16 protein-coding genes and 4 pseudogenes are annotated in these 18,465 nt (G+C 57.7%); 11 read left to right on the top strand and 9 right to left on the bottom strand.

Translation table 11 applies throughout. The annotated features are described in order from the left end of the window. Window positions 1-30: 30 nt before the first annotated feature. A pseudogene (locus tag HA48_RS06770) lies at window positions 31-925 on the top strand (LysR family transcriptional regulator). Here HA48_RS06770 and HA48_RS06765 read toward each other — a convergent pair. From HA48_RS06765 to sapC, 5 genes and pseudogenes are all read right to left on the bottom strand, one after another. Beyond that, window positions 922-2,048 (bottom strand): annotated as a pseudogene (locus HA48_RS06765) (CMD domain-containing protein). The pseudogenes HA48_RS06770 and HA48_RS06765 sit on opposite strands and share 4 nt — an antisense overlap. A 329-nt stretch (window positions 2,049-2,377) precedes the next feature. Beyond that, complete coding sequence (fabI, locus tag HA48_RS06760) at window positions 2,378-3,166, bottom strand: enoyl-ACP reductase FabI (RefSeq protein WP_128600342.1); 789 nt, start codon at window positions 3,164-3,166, stop codon at window positions 2,378-2,380. Between the two features lie 138 nt (window positions 3,167-3,304). Continuing rightward, the gene (gene sapF / locus HA48_RS06755) at window positions 3,305-4,108 is read right to left on the bottom strand and encodes a putrescine export ABC transporter ATP-binding protein SapF (RefSeq protein ID WP_162288095.1); all 804 of its coding nucleotides are present in this window, start codon (window positions 4,106-4,108) and stop codon (window positions 3,305-3,307) included. A 2-nt stretch (window positions 4,109-4,110) separates the two neighbouring features. Continuing rightward, window positions 4,111-5,103: a putrescine export ABC transporter ATP-binding protein SapD gene (gene sapD / locus HA48_RS06750; RefSeq protein WP_128600340.1), complete on the bottom strand. Its 993-nt coding sequence runs from the start codon at window positions 5,101-5,103 to the stop codon at window positions 4,111-4,113. Continuing rightward, a pseudogene (sapC, locus tag HA48_RS06745) lies at window positions 5,103-5,992 on the bottom strand (putrescine export ABC transporter permease SapC). Before sapC ends, sapD begins: the two are co-directional and overlap by 1 nt. Before the next feature lie 590 nt (window positions 5,993-6,582). Between sapC and cspE the strand changes: the two are divergent. Together cspE and ymcF are read left to right on the top strand one after the other, a co-directional pair. Further along, on the top strand, window positions 6,583-6,795 hold the full coding sequence (gene cspE, locus HA48_RS06740; RefSeq protein WP_128600339.1) for a transcription antiterminator/RNA stability regulator CspE: 213 nt from the start codon (window positions 6,583-6,585) through the stop codon (window positions 6,793-6,795). Between the two features lie 21 nt (window positions 6,796-6,816). After that, the gene (gene ymcF / locus HA48_RS22440) at window positions 6,817-6,954 is read left to right on the top strand and encodes a cold shock small protein YmcF (protein ID WP_244182811.1); all 138 of its coding nucleotides are present in this window, start codon (window positions 6,817-6,819) and stop codon (window positions 6,952-6,954) included. Between the two features lie 133 nt (window positions 6,955-7,087). Here ymcF and sapB read toward each other — a convergent pair whose 3' ends face one another. The 3 genes from sapB to pspF form a co-directional block, all read right to left on the bottom strand. Next, on the bottom strand, window positions 7,088-8,053 hold the full coding sequence (gene sapB / locus HA48_RS06735) for a putrescine export ABC transporter permease SapB (RefSeq protein ID WP_128600338.1): 966 nt from the start codon (window positions 8,051-8,053) through the stop codon (window positions 7,088-7,090). Window positions 8,054-8,055: 2 nt separating this feature from the next. Next, window positions 8,056-9,678, bottom strand: a complete 1,623-nt coding sequence (gene sapA, locus HA48_RS06730; protein ID WP_128600337.1) for an ABC transporter substrate-binding protein SapA — start codon at window positions 9,676-9,678, stop codon at window positions 8,056-8,058. A 337-nt stretch (window positions 9,679-10,015) separates the two neighbouring features. Beyond that, the gene (pspF, locus tag HA48_RS06725) at window positions 10,016-11,020 is read right to left on the bottom strand and encodes a phage shock protein operon transcriptional activator (RefSeq protein ID WP_128600336.1); all 1,005 of its coding nucleotides are present in this window, start codon (window positions 11,018-11,020) and stop codon (window positions 10,016-10,018) included. Between the two features lie 163 nt (window positions 11,021-11,183). Here pspF and pspA point away from each other — a divergent pair, with 163 nt between their 5' ends. The 7 genes and pseudogenes from pspA to tyrR all read left to right on the top strand — a co-directional run bounded on the left by pspA (window position 11,184) and on the right by tyrR (window position 17,003). After that, window positions 11,184-11,849, top strand: coding sequence for a phage shock protein PspA (gene pspA / locus HA48_RS06720; protein ID WP_128600335.1), 666 nt, complete (start codon window positions 11,184-11,186; stop codon window positions 11,847-11,849). A 59-nt stretch (window positions 11,850-11,908) separates the two neighbouring features. Then, window positions 11,909-12,136 carry an envelope stress response membrane protein PspB gene (gene pspB, locus HA48_RS06715; RefSeq protein WP_128600334.1) on the top strand — a complete coding sequence of 76 codons (228 nt, stop codon included), beginning with the start codon at window positions 11,909-11,911 and terminating at the stop codon, window positions 12,134-12,136. Next, complete coding sequence (gene pspC, locus HA48_RS06710) at window positions 12,133-12,480, top strand: envelope stress response membrane protein PspC (RefSeq protein WP_128600333.1); 348 nt, start codon at window positions 12,133-12,135, stop codon at window positions 12,478-12,480. Before pspB ends, pspC begins: the two co-directional genes overlap by 4 nt. A 48-nt stretch (window positions 12,481-12,528) precedes the next feature. Further along, window positions 12,529-12,777, top strand: a complete 249-nt coding sequence (gene pspD / locus HA48_RS06705) for a phage shock protein PspD (RefSeq protein ID WP_128600332.1) — start codon at window positions 12,529-12,531, stop codon at window positions 12,775-12,777. Then, window positions 12,758-14,155: a YcjX family GTP-binding protein gene (locus HA48_RS06700; RefSeq protein ID WP_128600331.1), complete on the top strand. Its 1,398-nt coding sequence runs from the start codon at window positions 12,758-12,760 to the stop codon at window positions 14,153-14,155. Before pspD ends, HA48_RS06700 begins: the two co-directional genes overlap by 20 nt. Further along, window positions 14,152-15,224 (top strand): annotated as a pseudogene (locus HA48_RS06695) (TIGR01620 family protein). The gene HA48_RS06700 and the pseudogene HA48_RS06695 overlap by 4 nt, the downstream one beginning before the upstream one ends. A gap of 213 nt (window positions 15,225-15,437) precedes the next feature. Beyond that, the gene (gene tyrR / locus HA48_RS06690; protein WP_128600330.1) at window positions 15,438-17,003 is read left to right on the top strand and encodes a transcriptional regulator TyrR; all 1,566 of its coding nucleotides are present in this window, start codon (window positions 15,438-15,440) and stop codon (window positions 17,001-17,003) included. A gap of 79 nt (window positions 17,004-17,082) precedes the next feature. Here tyrR and tpx read toward each other — a convergent pair whose 3' ends face one another. Then, the gene (gene tpx / locus HA48_RS06685; protein ID WP_128600329.1) at window positions 17,083-17,586 is read right to left on the bottom strand and encodes a thiol peroxidase; all 504 of its coding nucleotides are present in this window, start codon (window positions 17,584-17,586) and stop codon (window positions 17,083-17,085) included. Window positions 17,587-17,740: 154 nt separating this feature from the next. Between tpx and ycjG the strand changes: the two genes are divergently transcribed. After that, on the top strand, window positions 17,741-18,465 hold a 725-nt coding region (ycjG, locus tag HA48_RS06680), incomplete at its 3' end, for an L-Ala-D/L-Glu epimerase (protein ID WP_128600328.1).

Here is an 18,465-nt window from a genome sequence, read left to right as displayed (position 1 = left end):
CGATTCAATAAGCCATGAGTGGGTGAGAAAATAGACATCAAGCAATTGATCTACCTGTGCAACCTGGAGCGTGAGCGTCATTTCGGCCGTGCAGCGGAAGCCAGTTTTGTCAGTCAGCCAACGCTGTCGATGCGGCTGAAAAACCTGGAGCGTGAGCTGGGGCTTTCGCTGATCAACCGCAGCAATAACTTCGATGGCTTTACGCCGGAGGGCGAGCGCGTGCTGACGTGGGCACGCGAAATCGTTTCGGTCTATCAGGGGCTGAAGCTGGAGGTTGAGTCGCTAAAGCACGGCGTTAACGGTACGCTGCGGCTGGGCGTCATGCCACAGTGCAGCGTGGCGCTGCCGGCCCTGCTGAAGGCGGTAGAGGCGCGCTATCCGCAGCTCGATTACCGGGTCTCAGCGATGAGTGCCGATCAGCTGCTGGAGGCGCTCAACAGCCACACCGTGGATGGCGGTATTGGCTTCTTTGAGCTTACCTCACTGCGTGAGCTGCACTTTCAGACCGCGCTGCTGAAAGATCGCGGCGTGGAGGCGGTTTTTAATCCGCACTGCTTCCCGGCATTACTGGAGAACGCAACGGTTTCTCTGCATACGCTGGCCCGCCAGCCGCTGTGCCTGGCTGAGCCGACGCGCTATTTCCGCCGCTATCTGGATGGACAGCTGCGGGAAACCGGCGTGCTGCCGCGCGTGATTGTCGAAAGCGCCTCCATCATGCAGCTTCTGCAGAGCGCGCAGGTAGGATTAGGCGTGATGGTAGCGCCCTGCGGCACCTGCTGCCGGAGATGCTGCAAACCTGGCGCGCAGGCCGATTGAGATGGCGCCCATGGGCCGCCAGGCGGCGCTGGTGATTGCCGAGCCGGGCAGGGCATCGCCGCTGGCTCAGCATTTCTTTGATGAAGCGCGCCGGCACCTGCCGGATTAGCGCGTTTCGCCCAGCGTCATCAGTAAGCGATCCTGCCAGCTGGCGAAAGCCACAGCCTGCAGCAGCGTAAACAGACGCTCGCTGCTCCAGCCAGCATTGAGGAGCGGCTGCAGGTGGGCCGCGCTAAAACGCTCCGGCAGGCGGGTGAGCTGAGCGCTGAGCGCGACGATCTGCTGCTGTGCGCGCGTGCCGGCAGTATCAATATCCTGCAACAGCGCTGCCCGCCATGTACCGGATAAGCGGTTGAACTGGCAGCGGCAGCCCAGCAGACGGGCGCTGACCGCCTGCGCCAGCCTCTCATCAGCCATAAAATGCTTATCAAGATGCTGTTTCAGCGTGGCCCAGCCATAGAGCGCCTGCGCATCGTGCACCAGCAGCCACAGGGCGTCATCAACTTCACTGATATCCTTGCAAAGGGTGATGGCCGCCAGCTGATCAGCGCTGGCATAGCGCAGCTCGACCGGCTTCAGGACCGGCTGCGCGCCAGCGTCGGCGCTAAACAGCGCGGCGCTGGCATCTGGTGGCGGCGTGACGCCGGGCACCAGCGTACCGGCAGCCCCATCATCGCCTGCAGCCCTGCGGTGACGCGCGCCTGATAGCTGACAAACCCCACCAGCTGATTGAGCGTCACAATATCCGGTTCGGTCAAACCTACGGCATCCAGCGCCTTAATGCTTTGCCGGGTAATCAACGCCGGCTGCATCGCCAGCTGGCGGGCATACTGCGTGATTTGCGTCAGGCGATTGTTGCTCTCCCGCGAGGAGTCGGGCCCCGGCAGCGGGTTGAGACGCGCCGCGTAGTGATTACACAGGCGCTGAACCCCTGCAACCTGTGCAACCGTAAGCGCGGTGCTTAGCCGATCGTACAGCGTTAACGTATGGGTGAGCGAGGTATGGACGCTATCGGGAAACAGAATCTGGCTTACATCACGTGCCGCCAGCAGTACCGGCTGAAAACTTTGGAACAGCGGCTGCAGGGCAGTGGCTTCCTGCTGCAGACCCAGCAGAAAGCGATCGTCAATATGGGCGGCTTCGGGCACCAGCGGTGCAGCAGCGGAGGCGTGCGGACGAGTCTGGCTTTCATAAAACCAGTGATCATGGCCGGGAAAACGGCGTTGTTCCATGGTCATTCCTTGCGCAAAATTCGGACTGAATCTCCGACGGGTAATTCTGAAAAGGCCGTCGTGATTCAAGGGCAAGCTTATCGTCGCTGAACCCCCGGCTGCGGCAAAAGATTGATGCGGAATAATTAATAGCGACCAGGTATAAGAGAGGTGTTGCTTATGGCGGCCCGGCGGGTGCCAATTCAGGGTATAGCAATTGAAAAACCTGAGCTTCGAAGTAAGCAGGTCAAATCAGAGAAAAGCAGAAAAGGCGCAGGGCGAGAATAAATCCGGAGAGAAGGGCGCACCGCAGTGCGCCCGGAGGCGACCAGGCGGCCGCCCTTACATCATTACTTCAGTTCCAGCTCGTTCATCGCGGCAATGCTGAAGCCGCCATCAACGTGTACCACTTCACCAGTGATACCGCCTGCCAGATCGGAGCACAGGAAGGCCGCAGAGTTACCGACGTCCTCGATGGTCACGGTGCGGCGAATCGGGGTAACGGCTTCGCAGTGGGCCAGCATCTTACGGAAATCTTTGATGCCAGACGCCGCCAGCGTACGGATTGGACCGGCGGAAACGGCGTTCACGCGCGTACCTTCCGGGCCCATTGCGTTCGCCATGTAGCGCACGTTTGCTTCCAGTGACGCTTTCGCCAGGCCCATCACGTTGTAGTTCGGGATAGCGCGCTCTGCACCCAGGTAAGAGAGGGTCAGCAGGGCTGAATTCGGGTTCAGCATCGCACGGCACTCTTTCGCCATGGCAACAAAGCTGTAGGCGCTGATATCGTGGGCAATCTTGAAGCCTTCACGGGTTACCGCGTTAACGTAATCGCCATCCAGCTGATCGCCTGGTGCGAAACCGATTGAGTGCACGAAACCGTCAAATTTTGGCCAGGTTTTTGCCAGTTCAGTGAACAGGGCGGTAATGCTCTCGTCTTCTGCCACATCGCATGGCAGAACAATGTCTGAACCCAGTTCTTTAGCGAACTCTTCCACGCGACCTTTCAGTTTGTCGTTCTGGTAGGTGAAAGCCAGTTCTGCGCCCTGTTTATGCATCGCCTGCGCAATACCGTAGGCGATGGAAAGTTTACTGGCAACGCCAGTAATCAGAATGCGCTTACCGGAAAGAAAACCCATAGCTGTAATCCTTATGGTCATTGTTGTTGGCGGTCGCAATGTTTAAAAAGTGAGCGACCGACGTTAATCGACGTGCGGATTCTAGCACGTCTGAATCAAATGCGGTAAATCGACCGCGTTTTCCGTGACGGCTGAATCTCAGCGCTCGCGCCGCCACGCTTCAGCGGTTAACGCTTCACCAAAGTGGCTGGTAATCAGGCGCTTCGTCAGATCGTGCAGAGGCGACGCCAGGACATCAGCCGTGCCGCCGCGCTCCACCACTTCGCCCTGATGCATCACTAAAACCTGATCGCTGATGTGCTTCATCATGCCGAGATGCTGGGTAACATAAATATAGGAGATACCGTGCTTCTCCTGCAGCTCCAGCATCAGATTCACCAGCTGAGAGCGCATGGTCATGTCCAGCGAGGCGAGGGCTTCATCGGCCACAATGACCTTGGGTTGCAGGATCAGCGCGCGCGCCAGCGCCAGACGCTGCTTCTGTCCGGGCGCCAGCATGTGCGGATAGTAACCGGCGTGATCGCGCAGCAGCCCGACCTGGCGCAAAGTGGCGATAATGCGTTTTTCGCGCGCCTCGTCCGCCAGATCGGTATTGAGCCGCAGCGGAAAATCAAGGATCTGACTGACGCGCTGGCGCGGATTGAGCGAGGTTGAGGGATCCTGAAAAATCATACGAATACGCTGGCTGCGATAGCCGTAATCGCCATACTCAAGCGGATGATCGTCAATCAGCATCTGTCCCTCAGTCGGCGCAACCATGCCGCTGAGCATCTTCGCCAGCGTCGATTTGCCCGAGCCGTTCTCACCGATAATCGCCAGCGTCTGTTTCTCCCGCAGGGTAAAGCTGACGTTTTTCACCGCTTCGACATGCTGACGACGAAACAGCCCGGTGCGGTAGCGGAATGTCTTGCTCAGGTTGCGCACTTCCAGCAGGGTTTCCATGATCAGTTCTCCATGTTGAGCGGGAAGTGGCAGGCGAACAGGTGCGCTTTATTACCGCTCAGGCGCGGCGTTTCAATGCATTTACGCTGCGCGTAGGGGCAGCGCGGACCCAGACGACAGCCTATTGGCAGATGCTCCAGAGAGGGAATCGCACCTGACAGCGTATTAAGGCGGCTTTTATGCGGCAGTGCGCTGCCAAAATCGGGCATCGCACGAATCAGCGCCTGGGTATAAGGGTGGTGCGGCGTCTCCATCAGGTCGTCGCTCTGCGCGGTTTCAACCGTTTGCCCGCAATACATGACGTTAATGCGATCTGCCCACTGGCTCATGGTGCGCAGGTCGTGGCTGATCAGCAGAATCGTGGTGTTGTTGTTCTGATTCAGGCGGCTCAGCAGGCGGAAAATCTGCGCCTGAGTGGTCGGTTCCATGGCGTTGGTTGGCTCATCGGCAATCAGCAGGCGTGGCTGATTGGCCAGCGCGATGGCGATCATCGCTTTCTGACACTCACCCTCCGTAAGCTCGTACGGGAAACTGCGCATAATGTCTTTGTGATCTTTTATGCCGACGCGGTGTAACAGCTCAATGGCGCGTGCTTTGCGCCAGAACCATAGACGCTGATACCAGCGGCCCTTAAACGTCCAGCGCGGGATCGCCTGCATCAGTTGGCGACCAATACTCTCCGAAGGATCCAGACACGATTGCGGTTCCTGAAAAATCATGGAGACGTTATGGCCCACGATACGCCGCCGCTCGCGCGGTGACAGGCGCAGCAGATCGATGTCATCAAATACCATACGGTCGGCGGTGACGCGCCAGTTATCTTTGGTCACGCCGCAGATGGCTTTTGCCACCAGGCTCTTGCCCGAGCCCGATTCGCCTACCAGCCCACGTATTTCGCCTTCGCTCAGCGTCAGGTTGATGCGGTCCACCGCTTTAACCGGTCCCTCTGAGGTCATAAACTCAATGGTCAGATTACGGATATCCAGTAACGGCATTATTCAGCTCCCGCTTCAACGGCGCGACGGATGCCATCGCCCAGCAGGTTAACAATCAACACGCTAACCATCAGCGCGGCGCCCGGCAGCATCACCGTCCAGGGGGCAACATAGATCAGCTCCAGCGCATCCCCCAGCATCGCACCCCACTCCGGCGAGGGCAGCTGTGCGCCCAGGTCAAGGAAACCGAGCGCGGCAATATCCAGAATGGCGATCGACAACGAGCGGGTAAACTCACTGACCAGCAGCGGCAGCACGTTCGGCAGCAACGCATTCCACAGAATGTTCAGATTACGGGCACCATCAAGCGCAGCGCCACGACATACTCTTTTTCCATCTCATCATGGACTGCCGTATAGATTTCCCGCACCAGGCGTGGAATCAACGCCAGCAGTACCGCCAGCATCGCATGCTCCAGGCGCGGCCCCAGGAACGCCACAACGATAATCGCCAGCAGCAGGGAGGGGATCGACAGCAGAGTATCGAGAACATGGTTCATCACCGCCGAACGCAGCCCGTGAGTGATGCCAGCCAGCACGCCAAGCACCAGCGCGCACAGTGCCGCAAGCAGGGTGACCAGCAGCGCAGAGCCGACCGTCGGCGCTACGCCGCTCAGCAGGCGACTCAATACATCGCGGCCCAGATCGTCTGTGCCAAGGAAAAACGAGACGTCACCGTAGCGCGACCACGAAGGCGGCAGCAGCTGATAGCCGAGGAACTGCTGGTCAATACCGTACGGCGCGAGCAGGCCACCAAACAGACACAAAAACAGCAGCATGCCAAAACCGTATAAGCCGATCATCGCGCCCGTATCACGATAAAACCGCTGCCAGCTGAGACGGAAAGCGCCTGGTAACCTTTTCTCGGCGTAAACGTTATCAAATGGCATAGGCAATCGCTGGGTGTGAGTTAAGCGTTGGCTGATAGTGTCGGTACAAAGTCTTCATATCAATGCATTGCCTTGATTATATGCGTATTCATGTGTGCTCGCTGTGACGATTGCGCAGCGGCTGGCGCTGGACCGCAGGTTGACCTGCGTGCCGGCGCCGCTCTGTAAAAGATTATCCGCCGATATCCCGTGCCCAGGCAAGGAAACGGCGTCAGCAATTTCATTTACGGGTCATGAACGGTTAAGATTGCGGCACTCGCCCCCATTGCCGGCTCAGGCACCCGGGCGCCGGTACGGTTAATTACCGGGACGCGTAATTCTTAAAGCGGGTGTTCACGATAAAACAGGCCGGTTATTCTTTTAAGGATAAGTTCAAAAAATTAATTTCTTTTATATATTGCTTTTAATTTGTCCGCGTGAGTAAATGGCTTCCCGGTCTGATAAGCAGACAGTCTCATTGTTGGTTCCCATTTATCTCTCAGCTATGTAAGCGCCGCTCTTCAGCCTTCCATTTGAGTTTTATCTCAAGTTCTGATGTGTCTCTGCATTCAGCCCTCATCGCCAAACGGCTAAAAATAAAAGGTAATAATATGTCTGGTAAAATTTCCGGTACGGTTAAATGGTTTAACAATGAAAAAGGTTTTGGCTTTATTACGCCAGAAAATGGCAGCAAGGATGTTTTCGTGCACTACTCCTCTATTCAGGGCAGCGATTTCCGCTCGCTGGATGAAGGTCAGAAAGTCGAATTTAATGTAGAGGATGGTCCTAAAGGCCCGTCAGCTACCAACGTTACAGGTCTATAAGTTATTTCAGCTATCTATTTTATGAGGTGCTCTCACTGTCAGGGCTCTCAATATCGACGCTCCGTTTTTGATATCACGCTTAAAAACCCGCTCGGCGCAAAATGTATTTTTTGTAAGTCGAATATGGTTTCAGTCACGCAATTATCAGTTAACGGCTAATGCTGCGTCTGTTGACGACATTGTGGCCGCTGCGCCATAAATGCATATTGCCAGGTCCGCAGGTGTGCGCACCTGGCAAATTCTCTCTCTTTTTCCTTAAAGTATTTGTGCCCGTCCGGGCCACTCACGCTATTTAGCGCAGGGCATACCACTCTTTATGTTTTAGCGGATTTAGCGCCGCGCCCAGAATATCCGACAGCACACTCACCAGAATGACCAGTCCGCCAACCACCATCACGCCGGCCGAGATCGCCGCGTAATCCTGCTGACGAATGGCATTAATCAGCCAGCGTCCCAATCCCGGCCAGTTAAACACCATTTCAGTGATCATCGCCAGGGTTAACATGGTTGAAAATTGCAGGCCAAGGCGCGGGATCACCGGCGGCAGGGCATTGTGCAGCACGTGACGACGAATCACGGTCAAGCGCGAAAGTCCGCGTGTGGCAGCGGCCTTAACGTAATTCTTATCCATGACCTCGCTGGTGCTGCTGCGCAACAGGCGGATCACTTCTGTGGTTGGCGCCACAGCCAGTACCAGCACCGGCAGGATCAGGTGCGTTAACGCGCTCACCAGCATTTCATGACGCCACGGCGAGGGGCTCAGCCATGCATCGATCAGGGCAAAACCGGTGACATTCTGCACCGGGTAGAGCAGGTCAAAGCGGCCCGATACCGGCAGCCAGCCGAGCGTTAGCGAGAAGAACAGGGTAAAGAGCAGCGCCAGCCAGAAGATCGGCATGGAGAAGCCCAGCAGCGCCAGCGCGCTGATGGCTTTATCCTGCCACTTCTTGCGCATTACGCCGGCGGTAATGCCCAGCGGAATGCCCACCAGCAGCGCCAGCGTAAAGGCCAGCACGCACAGCTCCAGCGTGGCGGGAAACACTTCGCGCAGTTGCAGATCGATAGACTGACCATTGGTACTGGACACCCCGAAATCGAACTGCAGCAAGCCTTTAAACCAGAACCACCAGGCATCAAACAGCGAAGCGCCCTCCAGCGGGGCGTTGGGCGTGAAGTAGCTGAGGCTGAAGCTCACCAGCGAAAGCAGAAACAGCGTGATGATCAGCAGCAGTAACCGACGTAAAAGATAGATAATCATGCTTACTCCTCGCCGTTCTCATCGCGGTAGACGCCTGCAAACGAGGCATTACCGAACGGACTCAGCACCAATCCTTTTATATCATGTCGATAAGCCTGCAGGCGCAGCGAGGATGCCAGCGGCAGTACCGGTAGCTCCTGCGCCAGAATCTGCTGGGCACGATCGTAGCTGTCGATGCGCGCGGAGAGCTGCTGTGACAGCAGGGCGCGCTGCAACGCTTCATCGAATGCCGGCGAGCACCAGTGCGCATAGTTGGTTTGCGAACGAATTGCGGCGCAGCTCAGCAGCGGACGAAAGAAGCTGTCAGGATCGTTGCTGTCCGTCGCCCAGCCGGTAAGCGTCAAATCGTGGTTCATGGCCATCAGCTGTGCCTCCTGAAAGCGACCTTCCACGGGCGCAATGGTCACGGTGACGCCCACCTGCGCCAGATCGGCCTGCAGCAGTTCGGCGGTTTTCAGCGGGCTGGGGTTCCATGACATCGAAGTGGTTGGCACCACCAGCCGCAGGTGAAGATCTTCAATGCCCAGCGCCTTAAGAGCTTCACGCGCTTTGTCCGGATTGTACTCGGTAACGCGTGCATCATTATCATAGGCCCACGACGCGCGCGGCAGGATCGACGCGGCGGTTTCTGCCGTACCGTAATAGATGGACTCCATCAGGCGCTCATTGTTGATCGCCAGCGCCAGCGCGTGGCGCACTTCCGGGCGATCCAGCGGCGCTTTGCGGGTATTGAACGCCAGATAGGCGATATTCATGCCGGGGCGCAGCGTCATGCGCAGGCGCGGGTCATCCCGCAGAATGGAGAGCTGGCTGGCCGCCGGATAGGCCAGCACATCACACTCTCCGGTCAGCAGTTTGGATAAGCGACCGGTACCGCCAACGCCCAGGTCGATCACCACCTGCTGCAGGCGCGGCACGCCACGCCAGTAGCGCGGATTGCGCGCCAGACGCAGATACTGTCCGGTGCGGTATTCGCTCAGTTGATAAGGGCCGGTGCCCACGGGCTCGCGATCCAGCTGCTCCTGCTGGCCTTTGGCGCTGAGCTGGCTGGCATACTCCTGCGACAGTACCGGCGCATAGTGGGTGGCGATATGCCACAAAAATGAGGCGTCCGGGCTGTTGAGGCGAATCTCTACCGTATCGCTATCGAGTTTTTTTACGCTCTGGACAGAGTCGGCAAACTGCAGGCTGTCGAAGTAGGGGTAGCTGCCGCCATTCACGTTATGCCAGGGATGCCGGCGATCAAACATACGTGCAAAGCTGAACACCACATCATCGGCGTTCATTTTACGGGTTGGCGTAAAAGTATTGGTGTGCTGGAAAGAGACGTTTTTACGCAGGTGGAAACGGTAGGTTGCGCCGTTATCACGCACTTCCCAGCTCTGTGCCAGATCGGGCACTAAACGATAGGTATAGGGATCAACATCCAGCAGGCGGTCATAGAGTTGCGCAGCCAGCGTATCCACCACCAGGCCGCTGCTGACCATCTGCGGATTAAAGGTGTTCACCGTACCGTTCACGCAGTAGACAAAGCCGCTCTGACGAATAGTGTCCACCGGAGCGGCGAACGCAGACGCACTCATTACGCTGAGACCAAGCAGCAGCGAAGGGAATAATTTTGGCATAGAACTCAACGATTCTCAGGCAATAGCCTGAGTGTATCGCAAAGGTTGCGCACTCCCCAAATCGGCAACGGTTCTGCCGGCATTTTAGGCAGCGAGTGCGACAGGAGAGCACAGTGTTAGTGTGGAAATGAGAAAAATTCTCAATTAGGGCTTTACAGATGATAATAAGAATGATTATTATTCTTCTGCGCTTCGACGGTGGCTCTACCGAAGAAGAGCACGACATTGCTCACATTGCTTCCAGTATTAAGTTGCCCGCCTATCTGTGCGGGCTTTTTTTTACCTGCTTCTGACTGCTGCGGTCTTAAAAAAACAATCTGCACCCTTCAAACGTCTTTCAATTCTCGTCACGCGCCTGTATACCGTGCTTCTTCATCATGGCGCGCAACTGGTGGTAGGTTACCCGCAATAACTCTGCGGCACGGCGCTGGTTGTATTTCGCCTGTTGCAGGCTCGCATCCACCAGATTGCGCTCCTGCTGGTTTTGCCACTGGCGCAGATCGAGCGGCAGGGCGGGCAGGGCGGGCAGGTCGCTGGCAGGTGCCGCTTCACTGCCCGCCGGCGCGTTGCGGCGGGCAAACGGGTTGATGATGACGTTATCCAGCGCTTCGTCACTGCTGTGATGGCGATACACCGAGCGCTCCACCACGTTTTTAAGTTCACGCACATTGCCGGGCCAGCTGTGGTTAAGCAGCGCCTGTTGTGCAGACTCCGTGAAGCCGGGAAACAGCGGCAGGCCCAGCTCACGGCACATCTGAATAGCGAAATGCTCAGCCATCACCAGAATATCGCTGCGGCGCTCGCGCAGCGGCGGCAGCTGCACAACATCAAAAGCCAGGCGATCGAGCAGGTCGGCACGGAATTTTCCGGCGGCGGCCAGCGCCGGCAGATCTTCATTGGTGGCGCATACCAGGCGCACATTCACCTGCAGCGAGTGGTTACCGCCCACGCGCTCCAGCTGGCCATACTCAATCACCCGTAGCAGCTTCTCCTGCACCAGCATCGGCGCTGTTGCCAGTTCATCAAGAAATAGCGTGCCGCCATCTGCACGTTCAAAGCGGCCAAGATGACGCTTTTGCGCGCCGGTAAAGGCGCCCGCTTCGTGACCGAACAGCTCTGAATCCAGCAGGTTTTCATTCAGCGCGGCGCAGTTAAGCGAGATAAACGGCCCTTGCCAGCGGTCAGAGAGATAGTGCAGACGGCTGGCGATCAGCTCTTTCCCTGTGCCGCGTTCACCCACCACCAGCACCGGTTTCTCCAGCGGCGCCAGTCGTGAGACCTGTTCAAGGACTTCCAGGAAGTTGTTGGATTCGCCAAGCAGGTTGTCGTTGCCATTTGCCATGATGAATTTCGCCACAGATTAATGAATTTCACTACCTTAACGGAATCCAGCCCGACTGTAAAATCGCTAAGGCCTTTAAAAACAGACAATTAAAAGTTGGCACGCGATTTGTATTAGCTAAGAGCGTACTGCGCATAAACATGACAATCAGAGGAACATCATTATGGGTATTTTTTCTCGTTTCGCCGACATCGTGAACGCCAACATCAACTCCCTGCTGGAACGCGCCGAAGATCCGCAGAAACTGGTACGCCTGATGATTCAGGAGATGGAAGACACGCTGGTTGAAGTCCGTTCCACATCCGCTCGCGCGCTGGCGGAAAAGAAACAGCTACTGCGCCGTATTGAGCAGGCTGAAATTCAGCAGGCGGAGTGGCAGGAGAAAGCCGAACTGGCCATCAGCAAAGAGAAAGAGGATTTAGCCCGCTCAGCGCTGATTGAAAAACAGAAACTTACCGATCTGATCGCGGCGCTGCATCAGGAAGCCACGCAGGTAGAAGAGACGCTGGAGCGGATGAAAGGTGAAATCGCTGAGCTGGAGAAGAAACTGAGCGAAACCCGCGCCCGTCAGCAGGCGCTGACGCTGCGTCATCAGGCGGCCTCCTCATCACGCGATGTGCGTCGTCAGCTCGACAGCGGCAAACTGGATGAAGCCATGGCGCGTTTTGAGTCGTTTGAACGTCGCATCGATCACATGGAAGCAGAAGCGGAGAGTCAGCGCTTCGGCAAGCCAAAATCGCTGGATCAGGAGTTTGCCGAGCTGAAAGCCGATGATGAGATCAGCCAGCAGCTGGCGGCCCTGAAAGCCAAAATGAACCGCAGCGAGTAATGGCACCGGGCCTGGTCACGGGCCCGCTTATAATGGGTGTTAATGATTAAGGAGAGTCAATGAGCGCACTATTTCTGTCCATACCCTTAACGATCTTCGTGCTGTTTGTCGCGCCGATCTGGTTATGGCTACACTACAGCAATAAACGTAACGGCGGGGGCGAGCTCTCTGCCAGCGACATGCAGCGTTTGCAGCAGCTCACGCAGGACGCACGCCGCATGCGTGAGCGCGTTGAAGCGCTGGAAGCCATCCTGGACGCAGAACATCCGAGCTGGAGGCAGCCATGATGAACGGTCGCAAACTGTGGCGCATCCCGCAACAGGGTAAAGTGCGCGGCGTCTGTGCCGGGCTGGCAGAGTACCTTGATATTCCGGTGCGTCTGCTGCGCGTGATTGTTGTCCTGTCGCTGTTTTTCGGCCTGTTTATGTTCACCGTCACGGCCTACTTTATCCTGGGCTACGTGCTGGATGAGAAGCCAGCCGGTGTGCCGGACGCGCACACGCCCACGGCGCGCGAACTGCTGGATGAACTGGAAAGCACGCTGAAAAGCGATGAGCGTAATGTGCGGGAGATCGAGCGTTACGTCACTTCAGAGACCTTTAGCGTACGCAGCCGCTTCCGCCAGATTTAACCTTCCCGGGCCCCGCTGCGGGTCCGCTTCCACTACCGAAGAGGCACTATGCATACTCAGCGTTTTACCGCTCTGCGCCGTCGCGCAACGCCTGCGTTGAAGTCGGCGGGGAAATTCATCATCATCAATGCCGTAACCTATGCGCCCGGCGGCCTGGCTGGCTGGGCAGTGAAATCGGTGGCGCGCCGTCCGCTGCGCCTGTTGCTGGCGGCCGCCCTGGAACCGTTGCTGAGCAAGGCGTTTAAACGTCTGTCAGCACGCTTCATCAGGGAAAACGATGAAAAGATTGCAAAATGAATTGATTGCGTTGATGAACCGCGGCGTTGATCGCCACCTGCGCCTTGCCGTTACCGGTTTGAGCCGCAGCGGCAAAACCGCGTTTATCACCTCGCTGGTTAACCAGCTACTGAATGTGCACAGCGGCGCCCGATTGCCGCTGTTCTCCGTGGTGCGTGAAGAGCGCTTGCTGGGCGTCAAACGTGTGCCGCAGCGTGAGCTGGGCACGCCGCGCTTTACCTACGATGAAGGGCTGGCGCAGCTATATGGTACGCCACCCGTGTGGCCTACGCCGACGCGTGGCGTGAGTGAAATGCGGCTGGCGCTGCGCTATCGCCCGGATGCCTCGTTGATGCGTCACTTTAAAGATACCGCGACGCTTTATCTGGAGATTGTCGACTACCCCGGCGAGTGGCTGCTCGATCTGCCAATGCTGGCGCAGGACTACTTCAGCTGGTCGCGGCAGATGGTCGGATTGCTGCAGGGCGATCGTCAGCAGTGGTCGGCGCAGTGGCGCAGCCTGTGTCAGGATCTCGATCCTTTTGCTCCCGCCGATGAGAACCGGCTGGCCGACATCGCCGCCGCCTGGACTGACTATTTGCACCAGTGTAAACGCGAAGGGCTGCACTTCATTCAACCGGGACGTTTCGTCCTGCCTGGCGACATGGCCGGCGCACCCGCGCTGCAGTTCTTTCCGTGGCCGCAAATCGATACGCTACCGGCCAGCCAGCTGGCCCAGGCGCCCGCCGGCAGCAACATTGCCATGCTGCAGCAGCGCTTCAATTACTACTGCCAGCATGTGGTTAAAGGCTTCTACAAAAATCACTTCCTGCGCTTCGATCGCCAGATTGTGCTGGTTGATTGCCTGCAGCCGTTAAACAGCGGCCCACAGGCCTTCAATGATATGCGCCTGGCGCTAACGCAGCTGATGCAAAGCTTCCATTACGGCCAGCGCACGCTGTTCCGCCGGCTGTTTTCGCCGGTTATCGATAAGCTGCTGTTTGCCGCCACGAAGGCCGACCACGTGACGGCCGATCAGCACGCCAATATGGTCTCACTGTTACAGCAGCTGGTGCAGGATGCCTGGCAGAACGCGGCATTCGAGGGCATCAGCATGGATTGCCTGGGGCTGGCTTCTGTACAGGCGACAGAGAGCGGGCTGGTCGATCATCGCGGCGAAAAAGTGCCGGCCCTGCGCGGGCATCGGCTTGACGACGGCGAACCCCTGACATTCTACCCTGGTGAAGTGCCGCCGCGCCTGCCGGGCAACAGCTTCTGGCAGCAGCAGGGCTTTCAGTTTGAAAAGTTCCGGCCGCAGCAGCTGGATGTGGATCAACCGCTGCCGCACATTCGCATGGATGCTGCGCTGGAATTTTTATTGGGAGATAAATTGCGATGAGTGACGAAACGCCCCTGAAGCCGCGAATAGATTTTGCACGGCCGCTGACGCCGGAAACCGAGAGACCGCTGCGCGCGGCCCAGACCTTTAGCGCAGAAGCTGAAAGTGCCTTTAGGGTCAGCGCGGAAGTTGAGCCGCTGGAAGAGGGCGCCGGAGAGAAAATGGTGGATGCCGCACTGCGGCCGAAGCGCAGCCTGTGGCGCAAAATGGTGGGCGCTGGCCTCGGCATTTTTGCCGTCAGCGTGGTGGCGCAGGGCGCGCAGTGGTTGCATGATGCCTGGCTGACGCGTGACTGGTTTGCGCTGGGCACGGGCGCGGCAGGGGCAATTATCATGGCGGCCGGTGCCGGCGCCTTGATCGGCGAGTGGCGGCGTCTCTGGCGTTTGCGCCAGCGTGCAGAGGAGCGCGATATCGGTCGGGAATTGCTGCACAGCCACGGCATCGGCAAAGGGCGAGCTTTTTGCGAAAAGCTGGCGCAACAGGCGCAGCTGGATCAGGCGCATCCGGCGTTACAGCGTTGGCACGCGGCGCTGCATGAAACCCATAACGATCGCGAAATCGTGACGCTCTATGCCCAGCTGGTGCAACCGGTGCTGGATCGACAGGCGCGACGTGAGATTAGCCGGCATGCGGCGGAGTCCACGCTGATGATCGCCGTCAGCCCGCTGGCGCTGGTCGACATGGCCTTTATTGCCTGGCGTAATCTGCGGTTGGTTAATCGTATCGCCGCGCTCTACGGTATTGAGCTGGGCTACTTCAGCCGTCTGCGCCTGTTCCGCCTGGTGCTGCTGAATATGGCGTTTGCCGGGGCCTCCGAACTGGTGCGGGAAGTGGGCATGGACTGGATGTCGCAGGATGTTGCAGCGCGGCTCTCTGCACGCGCCGCGCAGGGTATCGGCGCCGGTTTACTGACTGCCGCCTGGGTATTAAGGCCATGGAGCTGTGCCGCCCGCTGCCCTGGCTGGAGGAGGATAAGCCGCGGCTGGGGGATTTCCGGCGTGAACTGATTGCCCAGCTTAAAGAGTCCCTGATGAAAAGCGGGGATAAAGCAGGGCAGTCTGCTAAATAATCGGCCTTCGTTCACCTTTTACGCTGCGCAGGGCGTAAAGGGTGAAATTATCTTTGTTAAGTGTGATATTCGGCGGGATTATTGATGGCCGTTCCGCTACACTTCTCCGCGTCACCTGCCTCAGGCTGTCAACTTTTCATGACAGAACCCTTCTGAGGCGCTGCAAGTTAGCGTATTATCACCAAAATCAAAACCTGACAAAGGCTCATCGCAATGCGTTTGGAAGTTTTCTGCCAGGACCGCATCGGTCTGGCGCGCGAGTTGCTCGACCTGCTGGTTGCCCGCAACATTGATCTGCGCGGTATCGAAATTGCGCCGCTTGGCCGCATCTACCTCAACTTTTCTGCGCTGGAATTTGAACAGTTCAGCAATCTGATGGCGGAGATCCGCCGTACGCCTGGCGTGACGGATGTGCGCACCGTCGCTTACATGCCGTCTGAACGCGAGCACCGCGCCTTGAGCGCGCTGCTGGTCGCCATGCCGGAGCCGGTACTGTCCATCGATCTGAAGTGCAAAGTAGAACTCGCCAATCCGGCGGCCCAAAACCTGTTCAATTTTGACGAAGCGAAGATCCGTAACCAGAACGCCAGCACGCTGATCAGCGGTTTCAACTTCCAGCGCTGGCTGGAGAGCGAGCGCGTTGACGCGCAGGCGCAGCATGTGGTCATTCAGGGGCGGGATTTCCTGATGGAAGCGCGCCCGATCTATCTGCCCGGTGAAGAGGGGCAGAACGATCAGCCGGTGGGCGCTATGATCACGCTGAAATCCACTGCGCGTATGGGGCGCCAGCTGCAAAACCTGACCGTTACCGACGAGTCCGAATTTGACCATATCGTCGCCGTGACGCCAAAGATGCGCCAGGTGATCGATCAGGCGCGAAAACTGGCGATGCACGATGCGCCGCTGCTGATTGTGGGCGATACCGGGACCGGTAAAGATATGCTGGCGCGTGCCTGCCATCTGCGCAGCGCGCGCGGCAAGAAGCCATTTCTTGCGCTTAACTGCGGCTCCATCCCTGACGATGTCGCGGAGAGTGAGCTCTTTGGTCATGCCGCTGGCGCCTATCCCAATGCGCTGGAAGGTAAAAAAGGCTTTTTCGAGCAGGCAAACGGCGGCTCGGTGCTGCTGGATGAGATCGGCGAAATGTCGCCGCGCATGCAGACCAAACTGTTGCGTTTCCTCAACGACGGCACCTTCCGTCGCGTCGGGGAGGATCACGAAGTGCATGTGGATGTGCGCGTGATCTGCGCCACGCAGAAGAATTTGATTGAGCTGGTGCAGCGCGGTGAGTTTCGTGAGGACCTCTTCTACCGGCTCAATGTGCTGACGCTCAATCTGCCTCCGCTGCGCGAGCGTCCGCTGGATATCCTGCCGCTAACTGAAATGTTTGTCGCGCGTTTTGCTGATGAGCAGGGCTTGCCGCGTCCGCGTCTGTCGCCGCAGCTGACGCCTTTTCTGACGCGTTACAACTGGCCGGGTAACGTCAGGCAACTCCGGAACGCGCTGTACCGTGCGCTGACCCAGCTGGAAGGCTACGAGCTGCGTCCGCAGGATATTGTGTTACCGGAACAGGCGCTGGATGTCTCGCTGGGGGATGAAGCGATGGAGGGATCGCTGGATGATATCACCAGCCGCTTTGAGCGCTCGGTGCTGACGCGCCTTTATCTCTCTTATCCCAGCACCCGTAAGCTGGCGAAGCGCCTGGGCGTATCGCACACCGCGATTGCCAATAAGCTGCGTGAATATGGTTTAGGGCAGAAGCGTGGCGAAAGCGAATAGCCGCGCTGCGAATCGCCTTATCGCATGGGCATAAGCCAAAAAAAAGCCGTCTTTAATGACGGCTTTTTCTCAGGCGCAGTTACTTCAGCGCGGCGAGCGCAGCATCGTAATCCGGCTCTTCAGTGATCTCGTTCACCAGCTGGCTGTAGATCACCTTATCGTTTTCATCCAGCACCACTACCGCACGGGCGGTCAGGCCTTTCAGCGCGCCATCAGCGATCGCCACGCCATACTCCTCTTTGAACTCTGCACCGCGCAGGGTAGAGAGCGTGACCACGTTATTCACATTTTCGGCACCGCAGAAGCGTGACTGGGCAAAAGGCAGGTCAGCTGAGATGCACAGCACCACGGTATTGTCCGCGTCGCCTGAACGCTCGTTAAATTTCCGAACCGATGCGGCACAAACGCCGGTATCAATACTCGGGAAAATGTTCAGAACTTTGCGTTTGCCTGCATACTTAGAGAGCGGCACATCACTAAGATCCTTGGCAACTAACGTGAAGGGTTTAGCCTGATCGCCCATCTGCGGGAAGTGGCCTGCAACCGGTACCGGATTGCCCTGAAAGTGAACATTCTGAGACATGGGATTTCCTTATTGACGATGGAAAAGGCTGGCGTGAGCCGTGCCAGAACAGATATAGCGTTTGTTTATGACATAATTTTTAAGGGTTTACGAGCGCATTTCGCGATGAAAACCGCGCCATCTCGCATTTACGTGAAGGTTTAAAGGAGAATCAATGAGAACAGTGAAAAGTTATCCGGAAGCCTGGCCGTTACATTCGCCGTTTGTGATCTCGCGCGGCAGCCGTACCGAGGCGCATGTGGTGGTGGTGGAGATTGAGCAGGATGGTATTAAGGGCGTCGGTGAAGCGACACCATACGCACGCTATGGTGAAAGTGAAGCCTCTGTGCTGGCACAAATTGCTTCTCAGCTGAGCGCGCTGCAAAACGGCATGACCCACGCCGAATTACAGCAGGCCTTGCCCGCGGGTGCAGCGCGCAATGCCATCGACTGCGCGCTCTGGGACCTGGCGCGCCAGCAGCAGCAAATAACGCTGACCGCCCTGTGCGGCGTACAGCTGGCACCGGAAATTTTTACCGCCCATACCATCAGCATTGATACGCCTGAGGCGATGGCCAGCAGCGCGCTGGCGCTGTGGCAGCACGGCGCGCGGTTACTGAAAATCAAGCTGGACGACCACCTAATCAGTGAACGTCTGGTGGCGATTCGCAGCGCCGTACCGCAGGCGACGCTGATTGTGGACGCGAATGAATCCTGGCACGCCGAAGGGCTGGCGGCGCGCTGTCAGCTGCTGGCGGATCTGCAGGTAGCGATGCTGGAGCAACCTCTGCCGGCCGATCAGGATGCCGCGCTAAGCAACTTTATCCATCCGCTACCCATATGTGCCGACGAGAGCTGCCACACGCGTGACAGCCTGGAGGCGCTGGCCGGCCGCTACGA

This window comes from Pantoea wallisii (assembly GCF_002095485.1).
In the GTDB taxonomy this organism is placed as follows: Bacteria; Pseudomonadota; Gammaproteobacteria; order Enterobacterales; family Enterobacteriaceae; genus Pantoea; species Pantoea wallisii.
This window is presented reverse-complemented; position numbering and strand designations above follow the sequence as displayed.